Genomic DNA, 20,558 nt, shown 5'->3' on the forward strand with positions numbered 1-20,558 from the left:
AGGTGCCGTCCACCGACTCGCAATCGGCGCGACAAGGCCGGCACTTCCGGACCGGACGCCGAACCCTCAACGTCCTGCGCGCAGAATGCGGAGAACCGGACCCGACAGCTCTGGCCGCGCGTTACGGCCAGGCACTATGCGGCGTCTGGCCCGTCCTGTCGGACGGCCCCTCGCAGTAGATCTCGGTGAAGGAACCATGCCGTACCTCCGAGCACCGTCCCGCAGACCGTGGGAACGAGCGGCCACGGCAGGCCCGTCCATACGGTGGCCAGGCCGACGACGCCGCAACTGGCCCCCGTGACGATGAGGAGCACCTTGCCGTAGGGGCGCCAGGCGAAGAGTCCGGGGTGGCGGGGTCTGGCCAGGCGCATGACGCCGAACGCCAGCGATAGCCCCGCCACCAGAGCCGCGAACGTGCCGATGGCGGCCGTCATCTGGGGTTCGTCGCGGGGCGCGTCGGCTGATTCCTGCCGGTCGTCGCCCTGCGCGATCACGACGACGACGCCACGCCAGACGGTTCCGGTGAGCCGGTCCCCCGTCCGAAGGTCGCTCAGCACCGGTCCCCGGTCGCCGAACGGCACGACGACCTTCGACCAGGGGGGTGGGCCGAGCAGCGTCACGCGTATGTTTCTCCTGGTTGTGCTGGTGGCCTCCACGGTGAAGGTGACGTGCCGCAGGCAGTTCTCCGACGGTCGTATCACTGTGTGGTCGGGGCAGGTCCTGGCTGCCTTGTATTCCCGGTACAGTGCGCGGTCGGCGGGCAGCCAGCTGGTGAACACCGAGTAGCACGACAGTGCGGCGAGCAGTGACAGAAGGATCAGCGCCGTACCCGTCAGCCGGTTCCAGCCGGCTCCGGCAGGAGGCGGCGGTGCGTCCGGCTCTCGGACGGTACCGATCCTCGTCGTCATCGCTCGTCTCCCGCCGTGGTCCACCGAAGCGGCATCACTTTCCCTGGGGCGCGCTCCGGCAGGCAACGAGATCCCTCGGCAGTCACCCGTCCCCGGTCCTTGCCGCACCCGGGCAACGTGAGGTTTCAGGTCGGCTGCCGAGAAACGGCTGCAGAGGCCGGTGCCTGCTGCTGATGGAGCTTCTCCAAGACGCGGTCGCGGAGGAGCTCGTACTCCTCACGCAGCCTGCGCCACTCCGTCACGGGCGGGCGAGGAATCACGATGCCTCCCGTGACGATCTCCTCGGGCCGGAACTGCTCGCGGGTCAGGTCGATCTCGATGCCCATGCCCAGGCGGTTCCACCAGTGGTAGTCCACACGCTCTCCATCGACGTGGACCTCTCCCCGGATCAACTCACCCCCCAGCAGGTCATTGAGGACCATGGCGGTCACCCCGCACTGGTCCCGGGCCGGATTGTCCTTGCTCCAGCGCGTTCGGAACTCGGGGGTGCACGTCTCGGCGCTCCAGCTGCTGCGAACGGCTCGTTCGACGTCGGTGAGAAGCAGGGGTGTCATACCGGTGATCCTGCCAGCAGGCACTGACAACGCGGCCGGACGCCGCAGACACGGCAACGGGGAGCGGGGTGCCGCGGTGAGGAAGAGCCGGAACACCTGCAGTACTGTTCGGGGGATTCAGAAGGTGACGCGGAAGCAGTTCCGCCCCAGCGGCGCCTGCGCACCCTCCGAGATGGGCTGGATGCATGGGGAGACATCGTCATGACCCAGGTGCGCCGCAGGTCGGGCATTGCCGGGTGCGCCGCGGTGGCCACGGCGCTTGTCCTCGCGTCGTGCACGTCGAACGCCCACGAAGGCAAGGCCGCCAGCCGCACTCCCTCAACCGTACCGAGTCGCTCTGCGGCGGCGGCAAAGGCGAACGAGAAGCGGCTCACCGATCGGGCCCAGGCCGCCCTGACCGCTGTTCACAGCGGTCAGATGGTCGAAGCCGGCGCTGAGCGGGTCACGGACGGCATCCACACCGAGCCCCATCTGACGACGGACAAGACCTACCACCTCAGTCTTGTCTGCTACGGCAGCGGAAGCGCCCGGCTGACGTACAAGCCGGCGAGTGCGGGCACCGCGGCCACGGTGCCGTGTGACCAGTCGGTGGTCCAACAGCGGATCACTGCACAGAAGCCGCTGCGTATCGACGTCGAGGCCGCTCCAGGAGCAACAGGCGTGGTTGCCTGGCAGATCGACGCAATGAGGCGTTAGACCGTCACCTGTGGGCTGCGGTGCGCAGCCCGGGGCGGCACGTGCGGGGCCGGAAGGCGAAGCAGGACTTCGCGGTGGGGTCGAGCGGCCGACCTCCCTGGCCGGCCGCTGCGTCAATGCCACCGTTGCTGATACCCCCGGCCAGCGTGGCGCCGGGACGGCGATCGTGGGTCAGGACCCTTGGGTCAGCCCAGAAATGACCACGAACAAGATCCACAGCACGGGAACGAGGCCGACGTAGGCGAGGGGCCGCCGGTGGATGGGCACCCCTGGGTCGATCTGCTGCCCGTGCTGCCCAGGCGCCGGTGCCTGCAGCTTCTTCACCTTGCGGGAGACGACGAGGTTGTGGATCAGGGTGAAGGGCGTGAGCAGGACCAGCGAGAACGGGCTCCACCAGCCCTGCCAGAGCGTCTCGGTCGTCAGCGCCCGGTACACGGCGAGCCCGCATGTCGCGCACATCATGCCGTCCAGCTTCCGGAAGGTCATGAGGAGCACCAGTCCGCGGTGGGCCCGGAAGGTGACGTCGACGGCGGGGGCGCCTCCGCAGAACCTGCACTGGGGGATGGGGGGTTGGGAGTATCCCGCGGCCGCGAATCCGGGGGTCGGATGACCGGCGTAGGCCTGGTGGCCGGGCTGCGCAGGGTAAGGGTGTGTGGCGCCTCCCTGCTGCTGCGGCGGGACAGTGGCTCCCGCAGGATAACCGCCCTGCTGTGCGTAGGGGTTGGAGCCGGCCGTTGCGGGATCGGCGGCGTACGGGTTGCCCTGGGGCGGAGTGGTCATGACAAGAAGGGCTCTCTGTGGACGAGTCGGTTTCAGAGGATCATGCATATCGCGGGGCACCCGGATGCCGTCAACTCGGCGAAAGCGCCCAGCGAGAGGTGGGCTCCTCTCCCGGTCGTCACGGCGTTCGGCTGTCACAGCGCTCTGTCGTCGGCCTCATCTGGATCCAGCCTGTGCTTCGCTGAGCAGCCCGCGTGCGTGGGACACCGCCTGCTGGGGATCGCGCACGCCCGTATAGACGCAGACGGTGTACTGAACGTCCTCCAGCCGCCGTTGGGCGTCCGGCTCCGGGTGGAGTTGGGGAGTGAGCGCATCGAACTCGTCGAGCAGGTCACGAAGTACGGAAAGGTTGATCAGGGGCATGCCGGCTCCCATTCCCGCACCTCGCCGGTGCGTGATCTTGCCTTGGTGTCGTCTCGACTGCGCTGCTGAGGGCGATGGACAGTGGACAGCTCGTGCAGGGTCGGTCGGTGGCCGCCCCATGTCTCCGCAGTCATGGGCTTGCGCCGGACGGTGGGCGTAGCGCGTCCGTGGAAACAGGCCGATACAACTCCCCGGGCCTGTTTGCCGGTTCAGGAGGAAGACAGGGGCGGGAAGGCGGAGAGCAACTCCCGACAGCCACGCGGAGGTGCATCGGCCGGGTCTCGATCCAGCACCATCGCTGCGTGGTCGGGCTCACATTAGTTCAGGCGAGGGTGGTGCAAAAGAACCAGGGCGACCCTCTCCTCACTCTTTGCGGCGGATCTCGTACTCTCCGCCACGGTCCACCGGAGTGCGGTGTGGACATGCGACGTGCGGCAATGCAGCGGGCCGCCGAGGTCCGACGAGGCCGTCACTGATCGCCCGGAGGTCCGTCCGTGTGCCAGCTCCAGATGGTGAGGGTGGTGTGCATCAGCCGGGCGGCGGTCGGCAGGTTGTTGCCGGCACGCCAATACAGGGTCACCGTGCGGCGGCAGTCGGGGCTGTCGACGGGGAGCCAGGTGATGGAGGTGTCGGAGGCACGGTGGCGGGCGAAGGAGGGGACGAGACCGATGCCGAGTCCGGCTGTGATCAAGCCCGCGAGGGCGCTGTGTCGTACCTCCCGCCGTTTCCACCTCAGCGACGGCCGCCTTCCCGGCGCACCCCCCTGACATCACCTTGCCTGACACCACCTGACGCCCGACTGGTCCAGCGCCGCCCCCGGCACGGCCTCGTGCCGGTGTGCCGTTCCGGCGAGGCCCAGGACCCGTAGCCACTCGACGCCGTGCCGGCCGCGTGGGGGTGGCAGTCGACGGGGGACGCGTATGCGCAGGGCTCCGGGGACGATCCGGCACGTCACCGGAGCGGGCAGGACGACGTGTTCACCGTCGATGCCGGCCGCGATGGTCGCCGTGTCCGCATCGACGACCACCTCGGTGGAGGTCAGCCGGCTGAGCCCGCCGCTGCGCCCGCTCGTGACGGTCCGGGCCGCCTGCACGGTGTTGTCGACGTGCACGTACAGCGCTCCGAGCAGCCCCGCGTCCAGACTGCCCCTTCGGCTTCGGCGCGGGCTGATCGCGTACTGGTAGGGGTTGTTGCTGACCAGTACCGCCTGCAATCCCTCGGCGTGGAGGTCCCCGGCTCGCATCCGCAAGCGGAGGGAAGAGTCGCCCGTGAGCAGCTCGGGCAGGTCGCGCAGTGCGGTGTGCACATTCGCGTCCCGGTAGGCGGAGTCGCCCACCACGGCGGCGTAGGTGCCGAAGGACGCGTTGTTGACGAAGACCCGGTCGGCTGCGAACCCGAGGTCGACGTGGCGCTCGACGCCGTCGGTGAGGGCTTCCAGGGCGGCGGCCGGGTCGTCGCGGTCGAGACCGAGATCGAGGGCGAAGTGGTTGCGGGTGCCCGCTGGGATCACCACGAAGGGCAGGTCGTGTTCGTGGGCCACCTGGGCCACGAGCGCCTGGGTGCCGTCCCCGCCCGCCACGGCGAGCAGGTCGGCTCCCTGGGCGACGGCGCGCCGGGCCAGGTCGGCCGCGTCCTCCCGGCCGGTGTCCAGCAGCGTCACCCAGGCGCCCGCCGCCAGGGCTCGGTCGACCAGATGGTAGCGGCCGACCTTGCCCCCGCCGGAGCGCGGATTCATCAGCACCCAGGGACGCTTGGGTGCCTTGGCCGGTGTCGGGCCGTTCCCCGCTCGATTGGCTCGATTGGTAGGGGAAGGCGGGGCCAGGGCGCTGCGAGCGGCGGCGACGGCGAACAGCAGCAGGGCGGCGGAGAGAACGGCCGGGCCGAGCATGCCGTGCGTGGCGTACAGGCCCAAAACGGTGAGAGGTGCGGCCACCGCCACCGCCACGCCAAGGCCGCGCAGGACACCGGTGTGCGCCAGAGTCCACCACACACCGACCGACGCCAGCGCCAGTGCAGCCATGCCGAGCAGGATCCACAGCGCGCTGCGCAGCCCGGCGACGACGAGGGGGACCAGGATGCCGGCGAGCAGCGCCAGCAAGGCCGCGCGCGCCGTCCAGGCGCTGCGACGATTGGCGCTCACGGGTACGGCCGGACGACCGCCCGGCCCAGGGGGCCGGACGGTCCGCGGGTCCAGTGGCTGCACGGTGCATCTCCTCTGCTTCCCTCCGGGGGGCGGCGAGCGGTGCGAAGGACGCCCTCTGCTGTCACCCTCCGGGGGCGGTGAGCGCTACGACCGACGCCCTCACCTGTCGCCACGTGGCACGGTGTCGAAGGGCTCGCCGAAGTCCTCCTTCCGGGCGACGCACAGGGCCCAGATGATGAACCCGGACATGGTGATCATGATGACGGACCACACCGGGTAGTACGGCAGCGACAGGAAGTTGGCGATGACGACGAGCCCGGCGATGGCCACACCGAGGACCCTCGCCCACGTCGCCGCCTGGAACAGCCCGATGCTGACGATCACGGCGACCACGCCCAGGGCGAGATGGATCCAGCCCCAGCCGGTGAGGTCGAACTGGAAGACGTAGTTGCGGGTGGAGAGGAAGACGTCGTCCTCGGCGATCGCCATGATGCCGCGGAAGATGTCCAGGATCCCCACGAGGGTGAGCATGACGCCGGCGAAGGTCATCAGGCCTGCGGCCCACGCGAACTTCGTGGAGTGCCCCGCCCGGGGCGCATGGGTGGCGGTCATCTGTCTGCCTCGTTTTCCTGGTACGTGCTCAGTGGGTGGCGGACGTGGTCGCGGTGTCGGGACGAACGGGAGAGCCGGCCTCGCTCAGAACGAGGTCCTTGGCACGGCGGAACTCCTCGTCGGTGATGTCTCCGCGGGCGCGCATGTCGGACAGCTTGGCGAGCTCGTTCGCGCTCGTGGCGCGACCGGAGTCGCCGGCCGCCTTCTTGACGTAGGCGTCGAACTCCGCCTGCTGGGCACGGGCGTGGCTGATCTCGCGGTGGCCCATGCTCTTGCCGCGGGCGATGACGTAGACGAAGACACCGAGGAAGGGCAGCACGATGACGAAGATCATCCAGCCGGTCTTGCCCCAGCCGCTCAGCTCGTCGTCGCGGATGATGTCGCCGATGATCCGGAAGAGCAGGACGAACCACATGATCCACAGGAAGAACCACAGCATGGTCCAGAACATGCTCAGGAGTGGGTAGTCGTAGGCGAGTTCCATGGGGTACTCATCTCTCTTCTCGGTTCCGGGCGAGCGTCCTGCCGCCGTCCCCGGCTGATCTCAGCGTGCACACGCTGAGGCTCGCCGGGCCTCACCCGGGGCGGGTGAAGTCCCCGCCCCGCTCACGGGACTGTCCGGCCCGGTTCGGCCGTCCCTCCGGCCCGGCTCGTCGCCGCGGCCAGCACGGAGAGCACGGCGAGGACCACGACGACCAGGACGAGGACGAGGACCACGACCCCGACGGTGGGGTAGTTCCACAGCACGAGGGCCAGGGCCCCGAGCCCGATGACGGCACCGGTGGTCCACGAGCGGTGACCGTCCAGCCAGCGGCCGGTGGCGCCGGTGTTCATGCCGACGTCCCGCAGTGCGCGGCCCGCGGCGCCGGTACCGCGTCCCGCCAGCGAACGCACTGTGCGGGCCACCCGGCTCGGGCCGTACAGATACGCGGCAAGGGCGGTGATCACGGAGACGATCAGCAGGGTGCGGGTGCTGTTGCGCAGGAAGCGGATGAAGGTGTCGTAGACCACCGCGGCGGCGTCCGTGGGCAGCGTCGAGGTGGGCACGGAGTCGAGGTAGACCCGGCGCACGACGGCCAGCCCGACCAGCAGCACGATCATCATCAGACCGACACCGCAGGCCGTGATCAGCAGCATCATCCGGTGCGCCGGAGCCATCCACACGGCGAGGGCCGCGAGCACGACGGCGATGACCGGCAGCCATGCGCCCATGATGTCCAGCAGCCGCACGGCGTCCTGCGCCTTGGAGAGCTTGGCGGTCTCGAACAGCGTGATCTGCCGGTCGGGCGTGGGGATGGCGTCGGCCTTCTCGAAGCCCTGGTCGACGAGGCGCTGCTTGACCTGGTCGACGACAGTGCCGAGGTCCAGCTTGATGGTGTCGCCCTGGGCCCGTACGGCCCCGCTCTCGTCCCCGGTGAGCATGCCCACGACGCCCGCGTGGGCGCGCCGGTTGGCGCCCTCCCACGCCTGCTGGAAGACATCGCCGGTGACCACGCGGTTCACGATGCCGTGCACGGTGTTCGTCAGCGCACCGCGCAGGGGACCGGCCAGAGCGGCGGACTTGTCCACCACGGCGGGCGGTGCCCCGGCGTTCGCCAGGGCTTTGCTCAACGACGCCGTCACCGCCTCGACGTCCACGTTGGCCACGACACGGTTGGTCAGCCGGTCCGTGACGACCGCCTGGACGGCCGGTTCCTTCGCCAGCGGGGCGACGGTCTGGACGTACCGGCCGGTGTCGGTGACCGTGTCGTCCACCCAGGCCGCGACCACGGCCAGCGGGGCGAGCAGCAGGGCGACCAGAAGCACCAGGGACGCACCGGCGTAGCGTGTCTTGCGGTGGCGTACGGTCGCGGCCCGGCGCAGCCGCTTGTAGTCGGCGTGCTCCTCGGCGCTCAGCGCCACGTGGGTGTCGGGGTCGCGGCCCGAGTCGGAGGACGCGGGGGGTGTCTGCGAGGCCATGGCGGAACTCCTCGGATCTCGGACCTGAACCTCATGTCGGCGGCGACGGGCTGGATCCGGTCCGGTGCGGGTCCCTGCCCAGGGTGGCCCGCAGCGCCAGGGCGAGCCCGAGTTCGGCGACCCCGAGCAGCACCAGCCACAGGCCGAGCAGCCGGGTCAGGGCGACGGCGGACTCGGAAGGCAGCGCCAGCACCACCACGCCCGCCACGACGGCGAGGGCCGAGAAGCCGAGAACGAAGCCGCGGTGCGGCATGCCCTTGGCGGCGAGGGCCGTCCAGGCGGACAGCATGCCGGTCACGAGCCAGACAGCCCCGGTGATCAGGGAGAGCGCGGCGATCGTCTGCAGCGGGTGCCGCAGGCACAACACGCCGGCCAGGACGAACAGCACCGCGACCAGGAGGCCCGTGTGCCGGTCGCCGTGCTCCCGGGCGAAGGCGGCGACGAACCGGAAGCACCCTGTCACGACCAGATACAGGCCGATGAGCACCGCCAGCACATGAAGGGTCTCGTCCGGCCAGACGAGGACCAGGATGCCCGGCACCAGCGTCGTCACCGCCGAACCCAGCAGCCAGGTCCAGGAACCGCCCAGCTGCGCCAGCTGCCGTTCGGGACCGGCGTCCGTCGCGTCGGACGACTGGGCCCGGCCGCCGTCCCGGGCGAGGTCCGCCGACTCGGTCAGCGGCTCGGATCCGGTGCGCGGTGCCGTACCACGCGACACGGTCATGGCTCCTCCTCGCATGTCACGGCCCGGCATCGGACCGCCGGTGAAACGGTGCGCGTGCTGTCCGCGCACCGCCCTCGCCCGCCCAGCTTCCTGCGCGTCACCGCGGGCTGGGGTCACCCCTCGGGGGTGATCCGCGCCGGGGGCCGTGGCGGTGGGCTGGTTCCTGTAGAGGCAAGGCGTTCCGGAGGGACGACGTGAGACGCCATGACTGATCCAGCCGCCGCCCGCGAGCAGGTGTCCGAGCCGGGTGGGACTGCTTCCCCGCCGGTCAGGTCCACGCGTTCCGGCCGTCTGGTGACGGCTGCCGTGCTCGTGCGGGCCGGCCTCATAGCGGCCGCCCTCATAGCCGCGTACTACCTGCTGCCTCTGGACCACGGCGGAGGGGCCGGGACCACCGCGCTTCTGGTGTGCGGTCTGCTCGCCGTGGCCGGCGTCTTCGCGTGGGAGGTGCGGACCATCATGCACTCGCCCAACCCCCGCCTGAAGGCGGTCGAAGCGCTGGCTGCCACGGTGGCGCTGTATCTGGTCCTCTTCGCCGGCACCTACTACGTCCTGGAGCAGTCCGCCACGGGCTCCTTCAACGAACCGCTGACCAAGACCGACGCCCTGTACTTCACGCTGACGACGTTCACGACCGTCGGGTACGGAGACATCAACGCCCGTTCGCAGACCGCGCGCGTGGTGACGATGCTCCAGATGGCCGGCGGACTCATGCTGGTCTTCGTCGCCGCGCGGATCCTCGCCTACGCCGTGCAGACCGGACTGCGCCGCCGGAGCGGGCAGGCGGCGGGGCAGGACGAGGGCGGCAGGCAAACAGAGGGACGGCCATGACGACACCGACGACCAACACGGCCCTGTCGACCGCCGAACGGGCGGCGTACGGCAAGGACGCCCGCAAGCGCGCCCCGCGTTCCTGCCACGGATGGTTCGAGGCGGACGGGGGCCGCCCCGACCCGGTGGGGGTCCTGGAGGCCCAGTCGGCCACCCGCGTGCAGGAGTTGGTGCCCGTCCGCTACGGCCGCATGCTCGAGTCGTCGTTCCGTTTCTACCGGGGCGCTGCCGGTCTCATGGCCATGGACCTCGGGCAGCTGCCGAACACGGGCCTGACGGTGCAGTTGTGCGGAGACGCCCATCTGCTGAACTTCCGGCTGCTGGCCTCGCCCGAGCGTCATCTGGTCTTCGACATCAACGACTTCGACGAGACCCTGGCCGGCCCCTTCGAGTGGGACGTCAAACGGCTCGCGGCCTCCTTGGCGATCGCCGGTCGGCACAACGGGTTCTCCACCGCGGAACAGGACAGCGCCGTACGCGAGTGTGTGCGCGCTTACCGCATCCGCATGCGGGAGTTCGCCGCGATGCCCACCCTCGACGTCTGGTACGCGCAGGACGACGCCGACCGGATGCGTGCCCTGATGGCCTCGTCGATGAACAAGGAGGCCAGACGGCGCACCGCCGCGGCGACAGCGAAGGCCCGCACTCGCACCCATCTGCAGGCTTTCGCCAAGCTCACCCGGGTCACGGCCGAGGGGCGGCGGATCACGCCGGATCCCCCGCTGGTCACCCCGCTGCGGGACCTGCTGGACGACCCGTCCGACGACCGGCAGGAAAAGGAGCTGCGCGGTGTGGTGGAGGGATACGCGCGCACGCTGTCGTCGGAGCGCCGGTTCCTGCTGCGCCGCTACCGGCTGGTCGACATGGCCCGCAAGGTGGTGGGCGTCGGCAGTGTCGGCACACGATGCTGGATCCTGCTGCTGCTCGGCAAGGGGGACGACGATCCGCTGCTGCTGCAGGCCAAGGAGGCCAACGAGTCGGTCCTGGCCGCCCACACCGGTGCCGCCCGCTACGACAACCAGGGCCGCCGTGTGGTGACCGGACAGCGGCTGATCCAGACGACGAGCGACATCTTCCTCGGCTGGACTCACGCGGTGGGCCTGGACGGCGTCGGCCGGGACTTCTACGTCCGGCAGCTCCGGGACTGGAAGGGCATCGCACGGCCCGAGACCATGGACCCGGGCCTGCTTCGTCTGTTCGCCCACCTGTGCGGGGCGGGTCTGGCCCGGGCCCACGCCCGCTCCGGCGACCCCGTCGCGATCGCCGCCTACCTGGGCGGCGGCGACCGGTTCGACCGGGCCCTGGCCCTCTTCGCACAGGCGTACGCCGATCAGAACGAGCAGGACGCCGGCGCACTGGCCGCGGCCGTCGCCTCGGGCCGCATCCGCGCGACCGTCCTGTGAGTGCGCGCGGCGATGGTGTGACAGGCAGGGGTGCCCGCGTCAGTCGGGCAGCCGGCGCATCTCCAGCACCCTCAGGCCCAGCGACTGACAGCGGCCCAGGAGCCCGTACAGGTGGGCCTCGTCGACGACAGGGCCGTACAGCACGGTCTCATCGGAGATCACCACGTGGTTCAGCTCAGGGAAGACCTTGGCCAGTGTCTCCGAGAGATGTCCCTCGACGCGGATCTCGTAGCGCATGTGCCGCACTCCCGCCGACAGCCGATGGCTGTGTTCGTCCGGGTCTTCGTGTTCCAGCTTCCCGCCCCGCGGCGGCGCCGGGGATCACCCTGGGCAGGTGACCCGTGTCCGTCTCGGCGATTGCGGGCAGAGGCGGGCTTCGGCACCCCCGCGCAGGCGGCTTTCGGCCGCGGCACGGGTGAGCCACACGGGTTCGGCCCGCTGAACGATCCTTGTGGCGTCCACGATGGCGCGCAGACGGCGGTTACGCTCCTGCCGTTTCACGGTTCGTGCACGTCAGGGAGGGCAGGGCGACGGCTGGGATCAACCGCGAGCGTCTGCGCAGGACGCTGACGTTCTGGCTGCGTCCTGCCTTCGCCCTGCGCGTCCTCAACCGCTTCCAGCAAGTCGCGGGGTTCGACCGCTCGATGGCCCTGGCCTCCAGCGCCTTCACGGCGCTGGTCCCGCTCGCCCTCCTGGTCGGCGTCGTCCTGGGCAGCATCGTGCACGTCGACGCCGCGGAACGGATCATCCGGCGCTACGACCTCAGCGGCGCCGGAGCCGACGCGGTGAACTTCCTCTTCTCCCCGGCGCAGAACGAGAGCGCGAGCAACGGCGCCTTCGGTGTGCTGTTCCTGACGATCTCCGTTCTGAGCTTCGCGCGTGCCGCGCAGCGGCTCTTCGAGCAGACCTGGGAACTGAGGCCGCTCAGCGTGCGCAACTCGCGCAACGGCCTGTGGTGGATCCTCACGCTCGGGGCCTACGCCCTGGTCAGCGGGTGGATCTCCGCGGTGCTCGGCGAGTGGGCCGCCGGTCTGGTGGCCGGCGTGTGCCAGGCTGCGGTGACGGCGGTGTTCCTCACTTGGAGCGGCTGGATCCTGTCGGCCAAACGGATCGCCCGGCGCGCGCTGATCCCGTTCGGAGCCACCGGAGCCGTGCTCACGGCCGTCTACTCCTGGGGCGCGGCCTTCTACCTGCCGCGTTTGTTCAACACCTACGCGGACCGCTACGGCGTCGTCGGCAGTGTCTTCGCGATGCTGTCCGCTGTCTTCGCGGCCATGTTCGTCCTCGTCGCGTCGGCCTCGCTGGGCCGCGAGGTGGGCGACGAGCTCGCCCGGATCCGGGAGGGCCGGCAGCCTTCCGAGCACGAGGTCCGTCAGCAGTGGGAAAGCGTGGTGGAACAGACCCGTTCCCGCTGGCGCACGGCCCGCAAGGACGTCTCCGAGCGCCGGGGGAAACGCTCCAAGTCCTGACGAGCGAACCCACCGCGCCGGCGGCCGGCCCGGCATCAGCCCTTGTTCCCATACATGTCCGTTCCTCGTGGCGCGGGCACGGAACCGGCCCCTTCGGCGCGGGGGAGGCGCGCGGCCGCGGCCAGGCCGCCGAGTCCGGCGACGGCCAGGGTGATCATCGCCGCGGCATAGGCGCCTGTGGTCAGTCCGGAGACCAGGATGGTGCCGGCGACGGCGGTACCGAACGACGAACCGAGGTTCGACACGCTGCGGGACAGTCCGGAGATCTCTCCCTGCTGTTTCTCCAGGAACTGTGACTGCACGACGTTGACGGACGGCGTCAACATCAGGCCCAGCCCCAGTCCGATCAGCAGCAGCCCGGGGACGAAGGCCCAGGCGGTGGAGAAGGCGCCGGCCAGGGCGACCAGGAGGGCAACACCGGCGTCGCAGGCGATGAAGCCGGTCATGATCAGCGTGCGCGGCGGCTTCCGCCGGGCCAGCCGTTCGGCGGACAACGACGTGAACAGCAGCCCGAGCGTGGCCGCGGTGAACACGATCCCGGTCTGGATGGCGTCGTAGTGGCGCACGGTCTGGAGGTAGGCCGCCACCGTGAACGACGTACCCATGAGTATCAGCCACTGGATGTTCTGGGTGATCAGCCCGACGTTCGAGACGCGGTCGCGGAACAGCGAGACCGACAGCAGTGGCTCCCTTCCGGATGCTTCCCGTGCACGTGCAGAGAGGAAGAACCACACGAGGACGCCCGCGCCGAGGACCAGCAGGCCGATCGTGAGCCAGATGTTGTTGTCCGCGGCCAGGATTCCCATCACGACGAGGACGAGACCCGCCGCGGAAAGCACCGCGCCGAAGACGTCGAAGGAGCGGGTCGGATCCGGCGGCAGTGGATCGTCGAGGCGGCGGCTGAGCACGATGATCACCACGATGACCAGGGCCTGGAACACGAACGCCGCACGCCAGCCGATGCCCGTGGTGATCAGTCCGCCGATGAGTGGTCCGGCGGCGGCACCCACGCCGCCCAGCGCCATGACGATTCCGAAGGCACGGGCACGTGAGGTGTGGTCCGGGTTGAGGAGGGTGGTGAGGATGTAGACCGGCGGGATGAGCAGGGCCGTGCCGATGCCCTCGAGGATCGAGTTGCCGAGGATCAGGACACCCAGGCCGGGGGCCGCCGCGCTCAGCAGGGCGCCGATCGCGTAGATGACGAGACCGGTCAGGAAACAGCGTTTGCGGCCGTAGCGGTCCGTCAGTCTGCCGCCGGGGATCATCAGTGCCGCCATCACCACCAAGAAGACGGTGATGACCACCTGCACGCCTTGGACGGTGGTGTCCAGGTCCTCACTGATGTCGTTGATCATCACGTTCATGTTGGAGCCGGCGAAGCTGCAGATGAACTGGGCGAGGGCCAGCGCGGCCAGGGCTCGTCGGGGCCCTGCCGGTCGGTGGCGCGCGGCCGGATCAACCACGGCCGGAGCCCGCAGGAGTGGTCTCGGTGGGCACCTTCAGACCGCGAGTCGCCGGGTGCCCTTGGCCGTCGGCCCGCGGCCTGCTGCCCGCCTTGGCCAGTTCCTCGTCCAGTGCCATGGCCGCGGTGACCAGGGCGAGGTGGGTGAACGCCTGCGGGAAGTTGCCGAGTTGCTCGCCCGAGGGGCCTATCTCCTCGGCGAAGAGACCGACGTGGTTGGCGTAGGTGAGCATCTTGTCGAAGGCGTACCGGGCCTGGGCGAGCCGTCCGCTGCGGGCCAGGGCCTCGACGTAGAAGAAGCTGCACAGGTTGAAGGTGCCTTCCGACCCGCGAAGTCCGTCGGGGGAGGCCGCGGGGTCGTAGCGGTAGACCAGGCTGTCGCTGACCAGTTCCTCGTCCATGGCGTCGAGGGTGCTGAGCCAGTCGGGGTCGCGCGGCGAGATGAAGCCGACCTTCGGCATGAGCAGAAGGGAAGCGTCCAGCACCTCGGTGTCGTAGTGCTGTACGAACGCCTGCCGCTTCTGGTGCCAGCCGTGCTCGACGATCTGCCGGAACACCGTGTCACGCGCCCTGGTCCAGCCGAGTGTGTCGCCGGGGCGGGAGAAGGCGTAGGCCGCCTTGATGCCGCGGTCGAAGGCCACCCAGGTCATCAGCCGGCTGTAGGTGAAGTTCTGCCGGCCGCCGCGCGTCTCCCAGATGCCCTCGTCCGGCTGGTCCCAGTGGTCGGTGAGCCACTCCAGGACGTCGCTCAGCGCCTTCCAGCCGCGGATCGCCCCGATGTCTCCGCCGACGATCAAGGCGTCCGACGCCTCGCCGTAGATGTCCAGCTGGAGCTGGTCCGCCGCCGCGTTGCCTGCCCTCACCGGATGGGAGCCCCGGTACCCCTCCAGGTGGTCCAGGACTTCCTCCGTGAGGTACGGATCGCCGTCGACGCGGTACATGATCTGCAGGGGGTCGCCCTGGGGGGTTTCCCGGGCTTCGATACGGTCCCGCAGCCATCGGCGGAAGGCGTGTGCCTCCTCCTGGAATCCCAGGTCGATCAGAGCCCGGACCGAAAGGGAGCCGTCTCGCACCCACGTGTAGCGGTAGTCCCAGTTGCGCTCGCCGCCGATCTGCTCGGGCAGCCCCATCGTGGCGGCGGCGATGGGAGCTCCGGTCGGCGCGTAGGTGAGCAGCTTGAGGGTGATCGCCGAGCGGTTCACCATGTCCTGCCAGCGCCCGTGGTACGTGCATGAACGCAGCCAGGACAGCCAGAAGGAGCGGCAGCCCTCCAGGTCGTCGATGACGCCCTCCAGTGAGGGGCGTGGTGGGGCGGAATGGCCGCTTGCCGCGCTGGTCAGCACGATCGCGGCGGCCTGACCGGCCGCGAGCGTGAATCGGGCGGTGACGTCGTCGCCCTCGGCACGCAGCGACACACCGGTGGTGGACTGCACGCAGAGATCCGTGCCCGGGCCGCGGAACACCGCCGTGTGGTCATCGGCCAGTGCCAGCTCGTGGGGAGCGCGGCCGTAATCGAAGCGCGGACGGCAGGCGAGAGCGAAGGACAGACTGCCGCGGACCACGCGGGCGACCCGCACCAGCCGGTGCCGGTCCTGGGGTGCGGTGGAGTCGAGGGGAACCATGAAGTCCGCCACCTCGCCGACGCCCTCGGGCGCCATGAAACGGGTGACCAGGATGGCCGTGTCGGACAGGTACAGCTGCCGCACCGTCGAGCCGCTCCCGGAGGCGAGGTCCGCGGCGAGACGGCAGTGCCCACCGCGCTCGCTGTCCAGCAGTGAGGCGAAGACACTGGGGGAGTCGAAGCGAGGCGTGCACCACCAGTCGATGTGTCCGCTGGAGGAGACCAGAGCGGCTGTCTGCAGGTCGCCGATCATGCCGTGCTCTGCGATGGGCGGATAGTCGGTCACGACGGCCTCCGGCTCGCGGACATGCCCTTCGGCACGGTGCCGGGCCGGCCGGCACGCCTCCAGCCTTCGCGTCGGTCGCGGCGACGGCATCACCCGCTGCGGGTGAAGCCGGGCCACGGCGCCCGAGCCCGTAAGTGCCTTCCCTGGCCGGCGGGCGCCAGGCCAGGGGCGTTCGGCCCCCGTGTGGCGCGTTCGGGGCTGAGAGGGTGTGATGGTGGTGGGGGAGAAAGCCACCGCGATGCGGCGGGTGGTGAGAGCTGTGGCACCCGAAGACGAGATCCCGCGACATCCTGCTGGTCAAGACGTCGATCCGCTCGGCGATCCGTTTCTGCGGTCCCGGTTCGCCCTGCCGGCGCGACCTGTGACGTTCCTGCGTCGTGAACGGCTGGTCGTACGCCTGCGGCACGCCTCCTCCACACCGCTGGTGATGGTCAACGGAGCCGCCGGGGCGGGTAAGACCCTGCTCGTCGCCGACTGGGCCGCGGACCTCGAGCAGCCGGTCGCCTGGCTGACCGTGGACGAGACGGTCCGGCGGCCGGGCATGTTCTGGGCCCATCTGATCAGGGCCCTGCACAGCGCCGGCGTGCCGATGCCCGCGGACATCGGTTTCCCCACCGACGCACGGCAGGTGGACCGCACGCTGCTGAACCGGCTGACGGCACAGCTCAGCGGCAACAGCACCGGCGTGACCATGGTGATCGACGAGTACGACAAAACCGTGCCCGAGGTCTCGGAACAACTGGCGTTCGTGCTGCACCACGCCGGGCCGGGACTGCGGCTGGTGCTGGTCACCCGCACCGAACCGCTGCTGCCGCTGCACCGCTATCGTGCGTCCGGCGAACTGGCCGAGATCAGGGACGCCGAGCTGGCCTTCACCCCCGAGGAGGCCGCCGAGCTGCTGGACCTGCACGGACTGCGCGTGTCCCTGGCGGTGGCCGACGCCCTCGTGGACCGCACGCGCGGCTGGGCGGCCGGCCTGCGATTGTGCGCCCTGGCCGCCCGGCAGAGCGCGGATCCGGAGCGTTACCTGAAGGAGTTCGAAGCCGGTCACAGCACGGTTGCCGACTTCCTGCTGGTCGAGGTGCTCCAGCGGCAGCCGCCGCCGACGCAGGACCTGCTGCTGCGCGTCAGTGTTCTGGAGCGTTTCTGCGCCGACCTGGCCGACGAGCTGACCGGGCGCCGCGATGCCGCGCCCATCCTGGCCGGACTGCACCGCGTGAACGCCTTCGTAGACGACCTCGGGCACTCCTGGTACCGCCTGCATCCGCTGTTCCGGGAGATCCTGCGCGTCCATCTGCGGGAGCGATGCCCCGGCCTGGAGCCGGAACTGCACCGGCGCGCCGCGCACTGGCTGCGAGGATCGGGGACACTGCCGGAGATGGTCAGCCACGGCGCGGCCGCGGGCGACTGGGAGTTCACGGCCCGTGCCCTGATCGACGACCTGGCGATCGGGCAGCTGTTCACCGGTCTGTGCTCCGACGACCTGACCCGGTTGCTCGCCGACATGGACCCCGTTCCGGCGACCGCGGAGTCGGACCTTGTCCAGGCGGCCTGCGACCTCTCCCGCCACGACGTCGACCGCGGTCTGGCCCATCTGCACCACGCGAAGGAACACTTCGCCGCCGAGGCCCCAGGCCCCCCGGCGGCGAAGCTGAGCTGCGCGCTGCTGGAGGCCCTGGCGGCCCGGCTGTCCGGCTCCCCGTACCAGGCGGAACAGGCGGCGCAGGCGGCCGGCGAACTCCAGCGGGAGGTCCCCGTCCAGCTGCTCGAGCAGCACCCCGAAGTGCCCGCCCTGCTGCTGACCCACGTGGGTTCGACGCGGCTGTGGGCGGGGCGTCTGGAAGAGGCACGAGCCGCCCTGACCGTGGTCAGCGGCGACCGTGGCGGCGCGTCGACGGCGCTTCCCCGGCAGGAGTCACTGGTCCACCTGGCCCTGATCGACTATCTCAACGGATGGCCGGACAGGGCCCAGCACCACGTGTCCGCAGCCATCGCGGAGTCGGAACGCTTCTCCCTGCCCGAGCGGGCCGACTCCGGCCTCGGGGGGCTGGTCATGGCAGCGGTGGCTGTCGAGCGCGACGAACTGGACCAGGCCCAGACCCTGCTCGACCAGACGCCCGATTATGAGGCGCCGGACCCGGTGACGGCTGCGGGAAGGTCCCTCGTGACGGCCCGGCTGCTGCTGGCTCGGGGCAGGGAACGCGCCGCGATGGCGGCCAGCGCCGAGGACGTGCCGGCCGATGTGGCCTGTCCCTGGGCGGAGGGTTACGCCGCGCTCGCCGCGTCCGCGGCCCACCTGGCCGAAGGCCGGCCGGACGCCGCAGCGGAGGTGCTGCGTGATCTGGGCACCGACCAGCCGGCGTGCGCGGTGGGCGTGGCGCGGGCCCACCTGGCAGCCGGCGACCGGTCGAGCGCACTGAGCGTGCTCAACGCGATGCCCGGCGCGCAGCACATCGGCCCCGCGCTGCGCGTACGCGCCACACTGCTGCGGGCGCAGGCCGCCCACGCCGACGGCGACGACACCGCGACCCGCCGGCTGCTCACCGAAGCGCTGCTCACCGGCCGCCGCGACAGACTGCGCCGGCCGTTCCGGGAAGCCGGTGAATGGATGGCACCGTTCCTGGAGCAGATGCCGCTACGGGAGCTGGCCACCGGGTGGCTCACGTCGGGTGACGCGGTGGCCGGGGCCGAGCCCGCGCCCGTACTGGTCGAGCGACTGAGCGAGCGTGAGCGGGATGTGCTGGCGCTCCTCGCCCAGATGATGTCGACCGAAGAGATCGCCGCCGACCTCTTCGTGTCGGTGAACACGGTGAAGACCCACGTCAAGAGCCTTTACCGAAAGCTCGCGGTGAGCCGGCGGATCGACGCGGTGCGGCGGGCCCGCGGACTGGGGCTCCTCTGACCGCACGCCGACGACCGCTTCGGTGGCTGCTCCCGGCGCCGCCAGGACCAGGGGCGGCCCGGCGCGGTGACCGCTCGCGGCGCCACCAGAACCACGGGCGGCACGGCCGTCGGGCGGCATCTGCGCACGCGCGATCCCCCGCAAGGGGTGAGGCGGCTCGCCGGGGACTGGGGTGCGATGGGAACGGCGGCAGGACGGCCGGCCGCCGCCCCGGGTGCGAGCGTCGCGGCCCGGGCCGACCCGGCGAGGTGAACCGTGGGATGCCGGCGGACTCCGAGCGACCTTGGTACGGCCGGCTGGACGGCCGGGCCCAGCCGTCCCCGGACCGAAGTCCTGGGACGGCTGAGCCGACGTCCGGAAGGCAGTCATCATGCTGAGACCCGACCCCACCGTTGCCCGTGAGCGGCGCAGGGAGCGCCGCGCCAACGCCGACTACACCGGCGGTGTGTACGGCTCCCTGCTGGCCGCCACCGTGGTGATCGGTGCCGGCACGCTGGGCTCCTTCCCCCGTCTGGAACTGGTCGCGCTGCTTCTTCTGAGCGCGGTGGCCTTCTGGATCGCGCATGTGCACGCCCAGCTGTTCGGCGCCCGCCTGGCGGAGCACCCCCTCGACCGCCACACCGTCCTGCACGTGTGCCGGGACGAATGGCCGATCGTCAAGGCGGCCGTCCCGCCGGCGGTGGCCGTGGCGGTCAGCCCCCTGCTGGGACTCGATGTGCAGGGCGCACTGTGGCTGGCCCTCGCCGTGGCCGTCGTGGGACAGATGGGGTGGTCGGTGGCCGCGGCTCGGCGGGCCGGCGCCCCGACACGTCTGGTCGTGCTCACGGCCGTGGTCAATCTGGTCCTCGGTCTGCTGATCATCTCCTTCAAGCTTTTTGTGAAGCATTGAGGAGCGAAGGGATCTGATCCAAAATGTGCCGATGGATCGCCTACTCGGGCACTCCTGTCCTTCTCAGCAGAGTTCTGTTCGAGCCGGAGCACTCGCTGATCGACCAGAGCCTGCACTCCCGGATGGGGGTGGAGACGACCAACGGGGACGGCTTCGGCATCGGCTGGTACGCCGAGGACACGGCCCTCACTCCGGCTGTCGTGCGGGACGTGGGACCCGCGTGGAACAACCGCAACCTGCAGGAGGTCGCCCACCACGTTCGATCGGGTCTCTTCTTCGCCCACATCAGGGCGGCGACCGGGACCGCCGTGCAGCAGTCCAACTGCCACCCCTTCCGGCACGGCCGCTGGATGTGGATGCACAACGGGATGATCAACGGGTACCGGCTCATGAGGCGTGACCTCGCCGTGGCCGTCGATCCCGTGCTGTACCCCGACATCGAGGGCTCCACCGACTCCGAACTCATGTTCTTCCTGGCGCTCACCTTCGGCCTGACGGAGGACCCACCCGGTGCGGTGACGCGCATGGTGAACCTGATCGAGGACACGGGACACGCCCGCGGCGTCCGGCATCCGCTCCAGATGACCATCGCGGTGGCAGACGGCGAGCGTGCGTGGGCCTTCCGCTACTCCAGCGAAGGCCGCTCGAGGTCGTTGTACTTCAGCACCGAGGTGGCCGCGCTGCGCGCGCTCCACCCGGATGCCGCCTTCCTCCGGGACATCTCCGACGAGACCCGTCTCGTCGTGTCCGAACCACTCGGCGAACTCGCCGGCGCCTGGAACGAAGTACCGGAGAACAGTTACGGCGTCCTCCAGCCGGGAGGCGACGCGCTTCACGCCTTCCGGCCCGCTCGTGCGGGGTGACTCGGCGGTCAGACGCTGGTGAGGGCCACCCCGACACGTCGGGGCCGAGAGACGCTAATTGAGTTGCCCGGCTGGTCGGGAGCCACCGAGGAT

At 70.4% G+C, this 20,558-nt stretch carries 20 protein-coding genes; 7 read left to right on the forward strand and 13 right to left on the reverse strand.

The window, feature by feature from the left end:
* Nucleotides 1-134: 134 nt before the first annotated feature.
* Nucleotides 135-908, reverse strand: coding sequence for a hypothetical protein (locus tag AB0J12_RS05945; protein ID WP_363262969.1), 774 nt, complete (start codon nt 906-908; stop codon nt 135-137).
* A gap of 125 nt (nt 909-1,033) precedes the next feature.
* Nucleotides 1,034-1,462, reverse strand: a complete 429-nt coding sequence (locus tag AB0J12_RS05950) for a hypothetical protein (protein ID WP_363262970.1) — start codon at nt 1,460-1,462, stop codon at nt 1,034-1,036.
* 201 nt (nt 1,463-1,663) lie between these two features.
* Between AB0J12_RS05950 and AB0J12_RS05955 the strand changes: the two genes are divergently transcribed.
* Nucleotides 1,664-2,158: a hypothetical protein gene (locus AB0J12_RS05955; RefSeq protein ID WP_363262971.1), complete on the forward strand. Its 495-nt coding sequence runs from the start codon at nt 1,664-1,666 to the stop codon at nt 2,156-2,158.
* A gap of 171 nt (nt 2,159-2,329) precedes the next feature.
* Here AB0J12_RS05955 and AB0J12_RS05960 read toward each other — a convergent pair whose 3' ends face one another.
* The 8 genes from AB0J12_RS05960 to AB0J12_RS05995 all read right to left on the reverse strand — a co-directional run bounded on the left by AB0J12_RS05960 (nt 2,330) and on the right by AB0J12_RS05995 (nt 8,739).
* Nucleotides 2,330-2,938: a hypothetical protein gene (locus AB0J12_RS05960; protein WP_363262972.1), complete on the reverse strand. Its 609-nt coding sequence runs from the start codon at nt 2,936-2,938 to the stop codon at nt 2,330-2,332.
* A gap of 156 nt (nt 2,939-3,094) precedes the next feature.
* Nucleotides 3,095-3,301 carry a DUF5133 domain-containing protein gene (locus AB0J12_RS05965; RefSeq protein WP_363262973.1) on the reverse strand — a complete coding sequence of 69 codons (207 nt, stop codon included), beginning with the start codon at nt 3,299-3,301 and terminating at the stop codon, nt 3,095-3,097.
* Nucleotides 3,302-3,770: 469 nt separating this feature from the next.
* Complete coding sequence (locus AB0J12_RS05970; RefSeq protein ID WP_363263220.1) at nt 3,771-4,037, reverse strand: LysR substrate-binding domain-containing protein; 267 nt, start codon at nt 4,035-4,037, stop codon at nt 3,771-3,773.
* 33 nt (nt 4,038-4,070) lie between these two features.
* Nucleotides 4,071-5,441 (reverse strand): diacylglycerol kinase family protein, encoded by a 1,371-nt coding sequence (locus tag AB0J12_RS05975; protein ID WP_363262974.1) that lies wholly within the window; start codon nt 5,439-5,441, stop codon nt 4,071-4,073.
* Nucleotides 5,442-5,603: 162 nt separating this feature from the next.
* Nucleotides 5,604-6,056, reverse strand: a complete 453-nt coding sequence (locus AB0J12_RS05980; protein ID WP_363262975.1) for a hypothetical protein — start codon at nt 6,054-6,056, stop codon at nt 5,604-5,606.
* A 28-nt stretch (nt 6,057-6,084) separates the two neighbouring features.
* Entirely contained in the window at nt 6,085-6,540 is a 456-nt protein-coding gene (locus tag AB0J12_RS05985; protein ID WP_363262976.1) for an SHOCT domain-containing protein, read from the reverse strand.
* A 122-nt stretch (nt 6,541-6,662) separates the two neighbouring features.
* Complete coding sequence (locus AB0J12_RS05990) at nt 6,663-8,015, reverse strand: hypothetical protein (RefSeq protein WP_363262977.1); 1,353 nt, start codon at nt 8,013-8,015, stop codon at nt 6,663-6,665.
* A gap of 31 nt (nt 8,016-8,046) precedes the next feature.
* Nucleotides 8,047-8,739 (reverse strand): DUF308 domain-containing protein, encoded by a 693-nt coding sequence (locus AB0J12_RS05995; RefSeq protein ID WP_363262978.1) that lies wholly within the window; start codon nt 8,737-8,739, stop codon nt 8,047-8,049.
* A gap of 204 nt (nt 8,740-8,943) precedes the next feature.
* On the opposite strand from AB0J12_RS05995, the gene AB0J12_RS06000 reads away from it, so the two are divergent.
* Together AB0J12_RS06000 and AB0J12_RS06005 are read left to right on the forward strand one after the other, a co-directional pair.
* Nucleotides 8,944-9,570, forward strand: coding sequence for an ion channel (locus tag AB0J12_RS06000; RefSeq protein ID WP_363262979.1), 627 nt, complete (start codon nt 8,944-8,946; stop codon nt 9,568-9,570).
* The gene (locus tag AB0J12_RS06005) at nt 9,567-10,973 is read left to right on the forward strand and encodes a DUF2252 domain-containing protein (RefSeq protein ID WP_363262980.1); all 1,407 of its coding nucleotides are present in this window, start codon (nt 9,567-9,569) and stop codon (nt 10,971-10,973) included. The genes AB0J12_RS06000 and AB0J12_RS06005 overlap by 4 nt, the downstream gene beginning before the upstream one ends.
* Before the next feature lie 39 nt (nt 10,974-11,012).
* Here the strand turns inward: AB0J12_RS06005 and AB0J12_RS06010 are convergent, their stop codons facing one another.
* Nucleotides 11,013-11,210 (reverse strand): hypothetical protein, encoded by a 198-nt coding sequence (locus AB0J12_RS06010; RefSeq protein WP_363262981.1) that lies wholly within the window; start codon nt 11,208-11,210, stop codon nt 11,013-11,015.
* A 269-nt stretch (nt 11,211-11,479) separates the two neighbouring features.
* Here AB0J12_RS06010 and AB0J12_RS06015 point away from each other — a divergent pair, with 269 nt between their 5' ends.
* Nucleotides 11,480-12,442, forward strand: coding sequence for a hypothetical protein (locus AB0J12_RS06015; protein ID WP_363262982.1), 963 nt, complete (start codon nt 11,480-11,482; stop codon nt 12,440-12,442).
* 35 nt (nt 12,443-12,477) lie between these two features.
* On the opposite strand, the gene AB0J12_RS06020 is transcribed toward AB0J12_RS06015, so the two are convergent.
* Both AB0J12_RS06020 and AB0J12_RS06025 read right to left on the reverse strand, forming a co-directional pair.
* Nucleotides 12,478-13,905: an MFS transporter gene (locus AB0J12_RS06020; RefSeq protein WP_363262983.1), complete on the reverse strand. Its 1,428-nt coding sequence runs from the start codon at nt 13,903-13,905 to the stop codon at nt 12,478-12,480.
* On the reverse strand, nt 13,898-15,811 hold the full coding sequence (locus AB0J12_RS06025) for a glycoside hydrolase family 15 protein (protein ID WP_363262984.1): 1,914 nt from the start codon (nt 15,809-15,811) through the stop codon (nt 13,898-13,900). Before AB0J12_RS06025 ends, AB0J12_RS06020 begins: the two co-directional genes overlap by 8 nt.
* Nucleotides 15,812-16,049: 238 nt before the next feature.
* On the opposite strand from AB0J12_RS06025, the gene AB0J12_RS06030 reads away from it, so the two are divergent.
* From AB0J12_RS06030 to AB0J12_RS06040, 3 genes are all read left to right on the forward strand, one after another.
* Complete coding sequence (locus AB0J12_RS06030; RefSeq protein WP_363263221.1) at nt 16,050-18,713, forward strand: LuxR C-terminal-related transcriptional regulator; 2,664 nt, start codon at nt 16,050-16,052, stop codon at nt 18,711-18,713.
* A 370-nt stretch (nt 18,714-19,083) separates the two neighbouring features.
* Nucleotides 19,084-19,602: a hypothetical protein gene (locus AB0J12_RS06035; protein WP_363262985.1), complete on the forward strand. Its 519-nt coding sequence runs from the start codon at nt 19,084-19,086 to the stop codon at nt 19,600-19,602.
* 23 nt (nt 19,603-19,625) lie between these two features.
* Nucleotides 19,626-20,465, forward strand: coding sequence for a class II glutamine amidotransferase (locus AB0J12_RS06040; protein WP_363262986.1), 840 nt, complete (start codon nt 19,626-19,628; stop codon nt 20,463-20,465).
* Nucleotides 20,466-20,558 lie beyond the last annotated feature (93 nt).

The organism is Streptomyces sp. NPDC049915 (assembly GCF_040656475.1).
Lineage (GTDB): Bacteria > Actinomycetota > Actinomycetes > Streptomycetales > Streptomycetaceae > Streptomyces.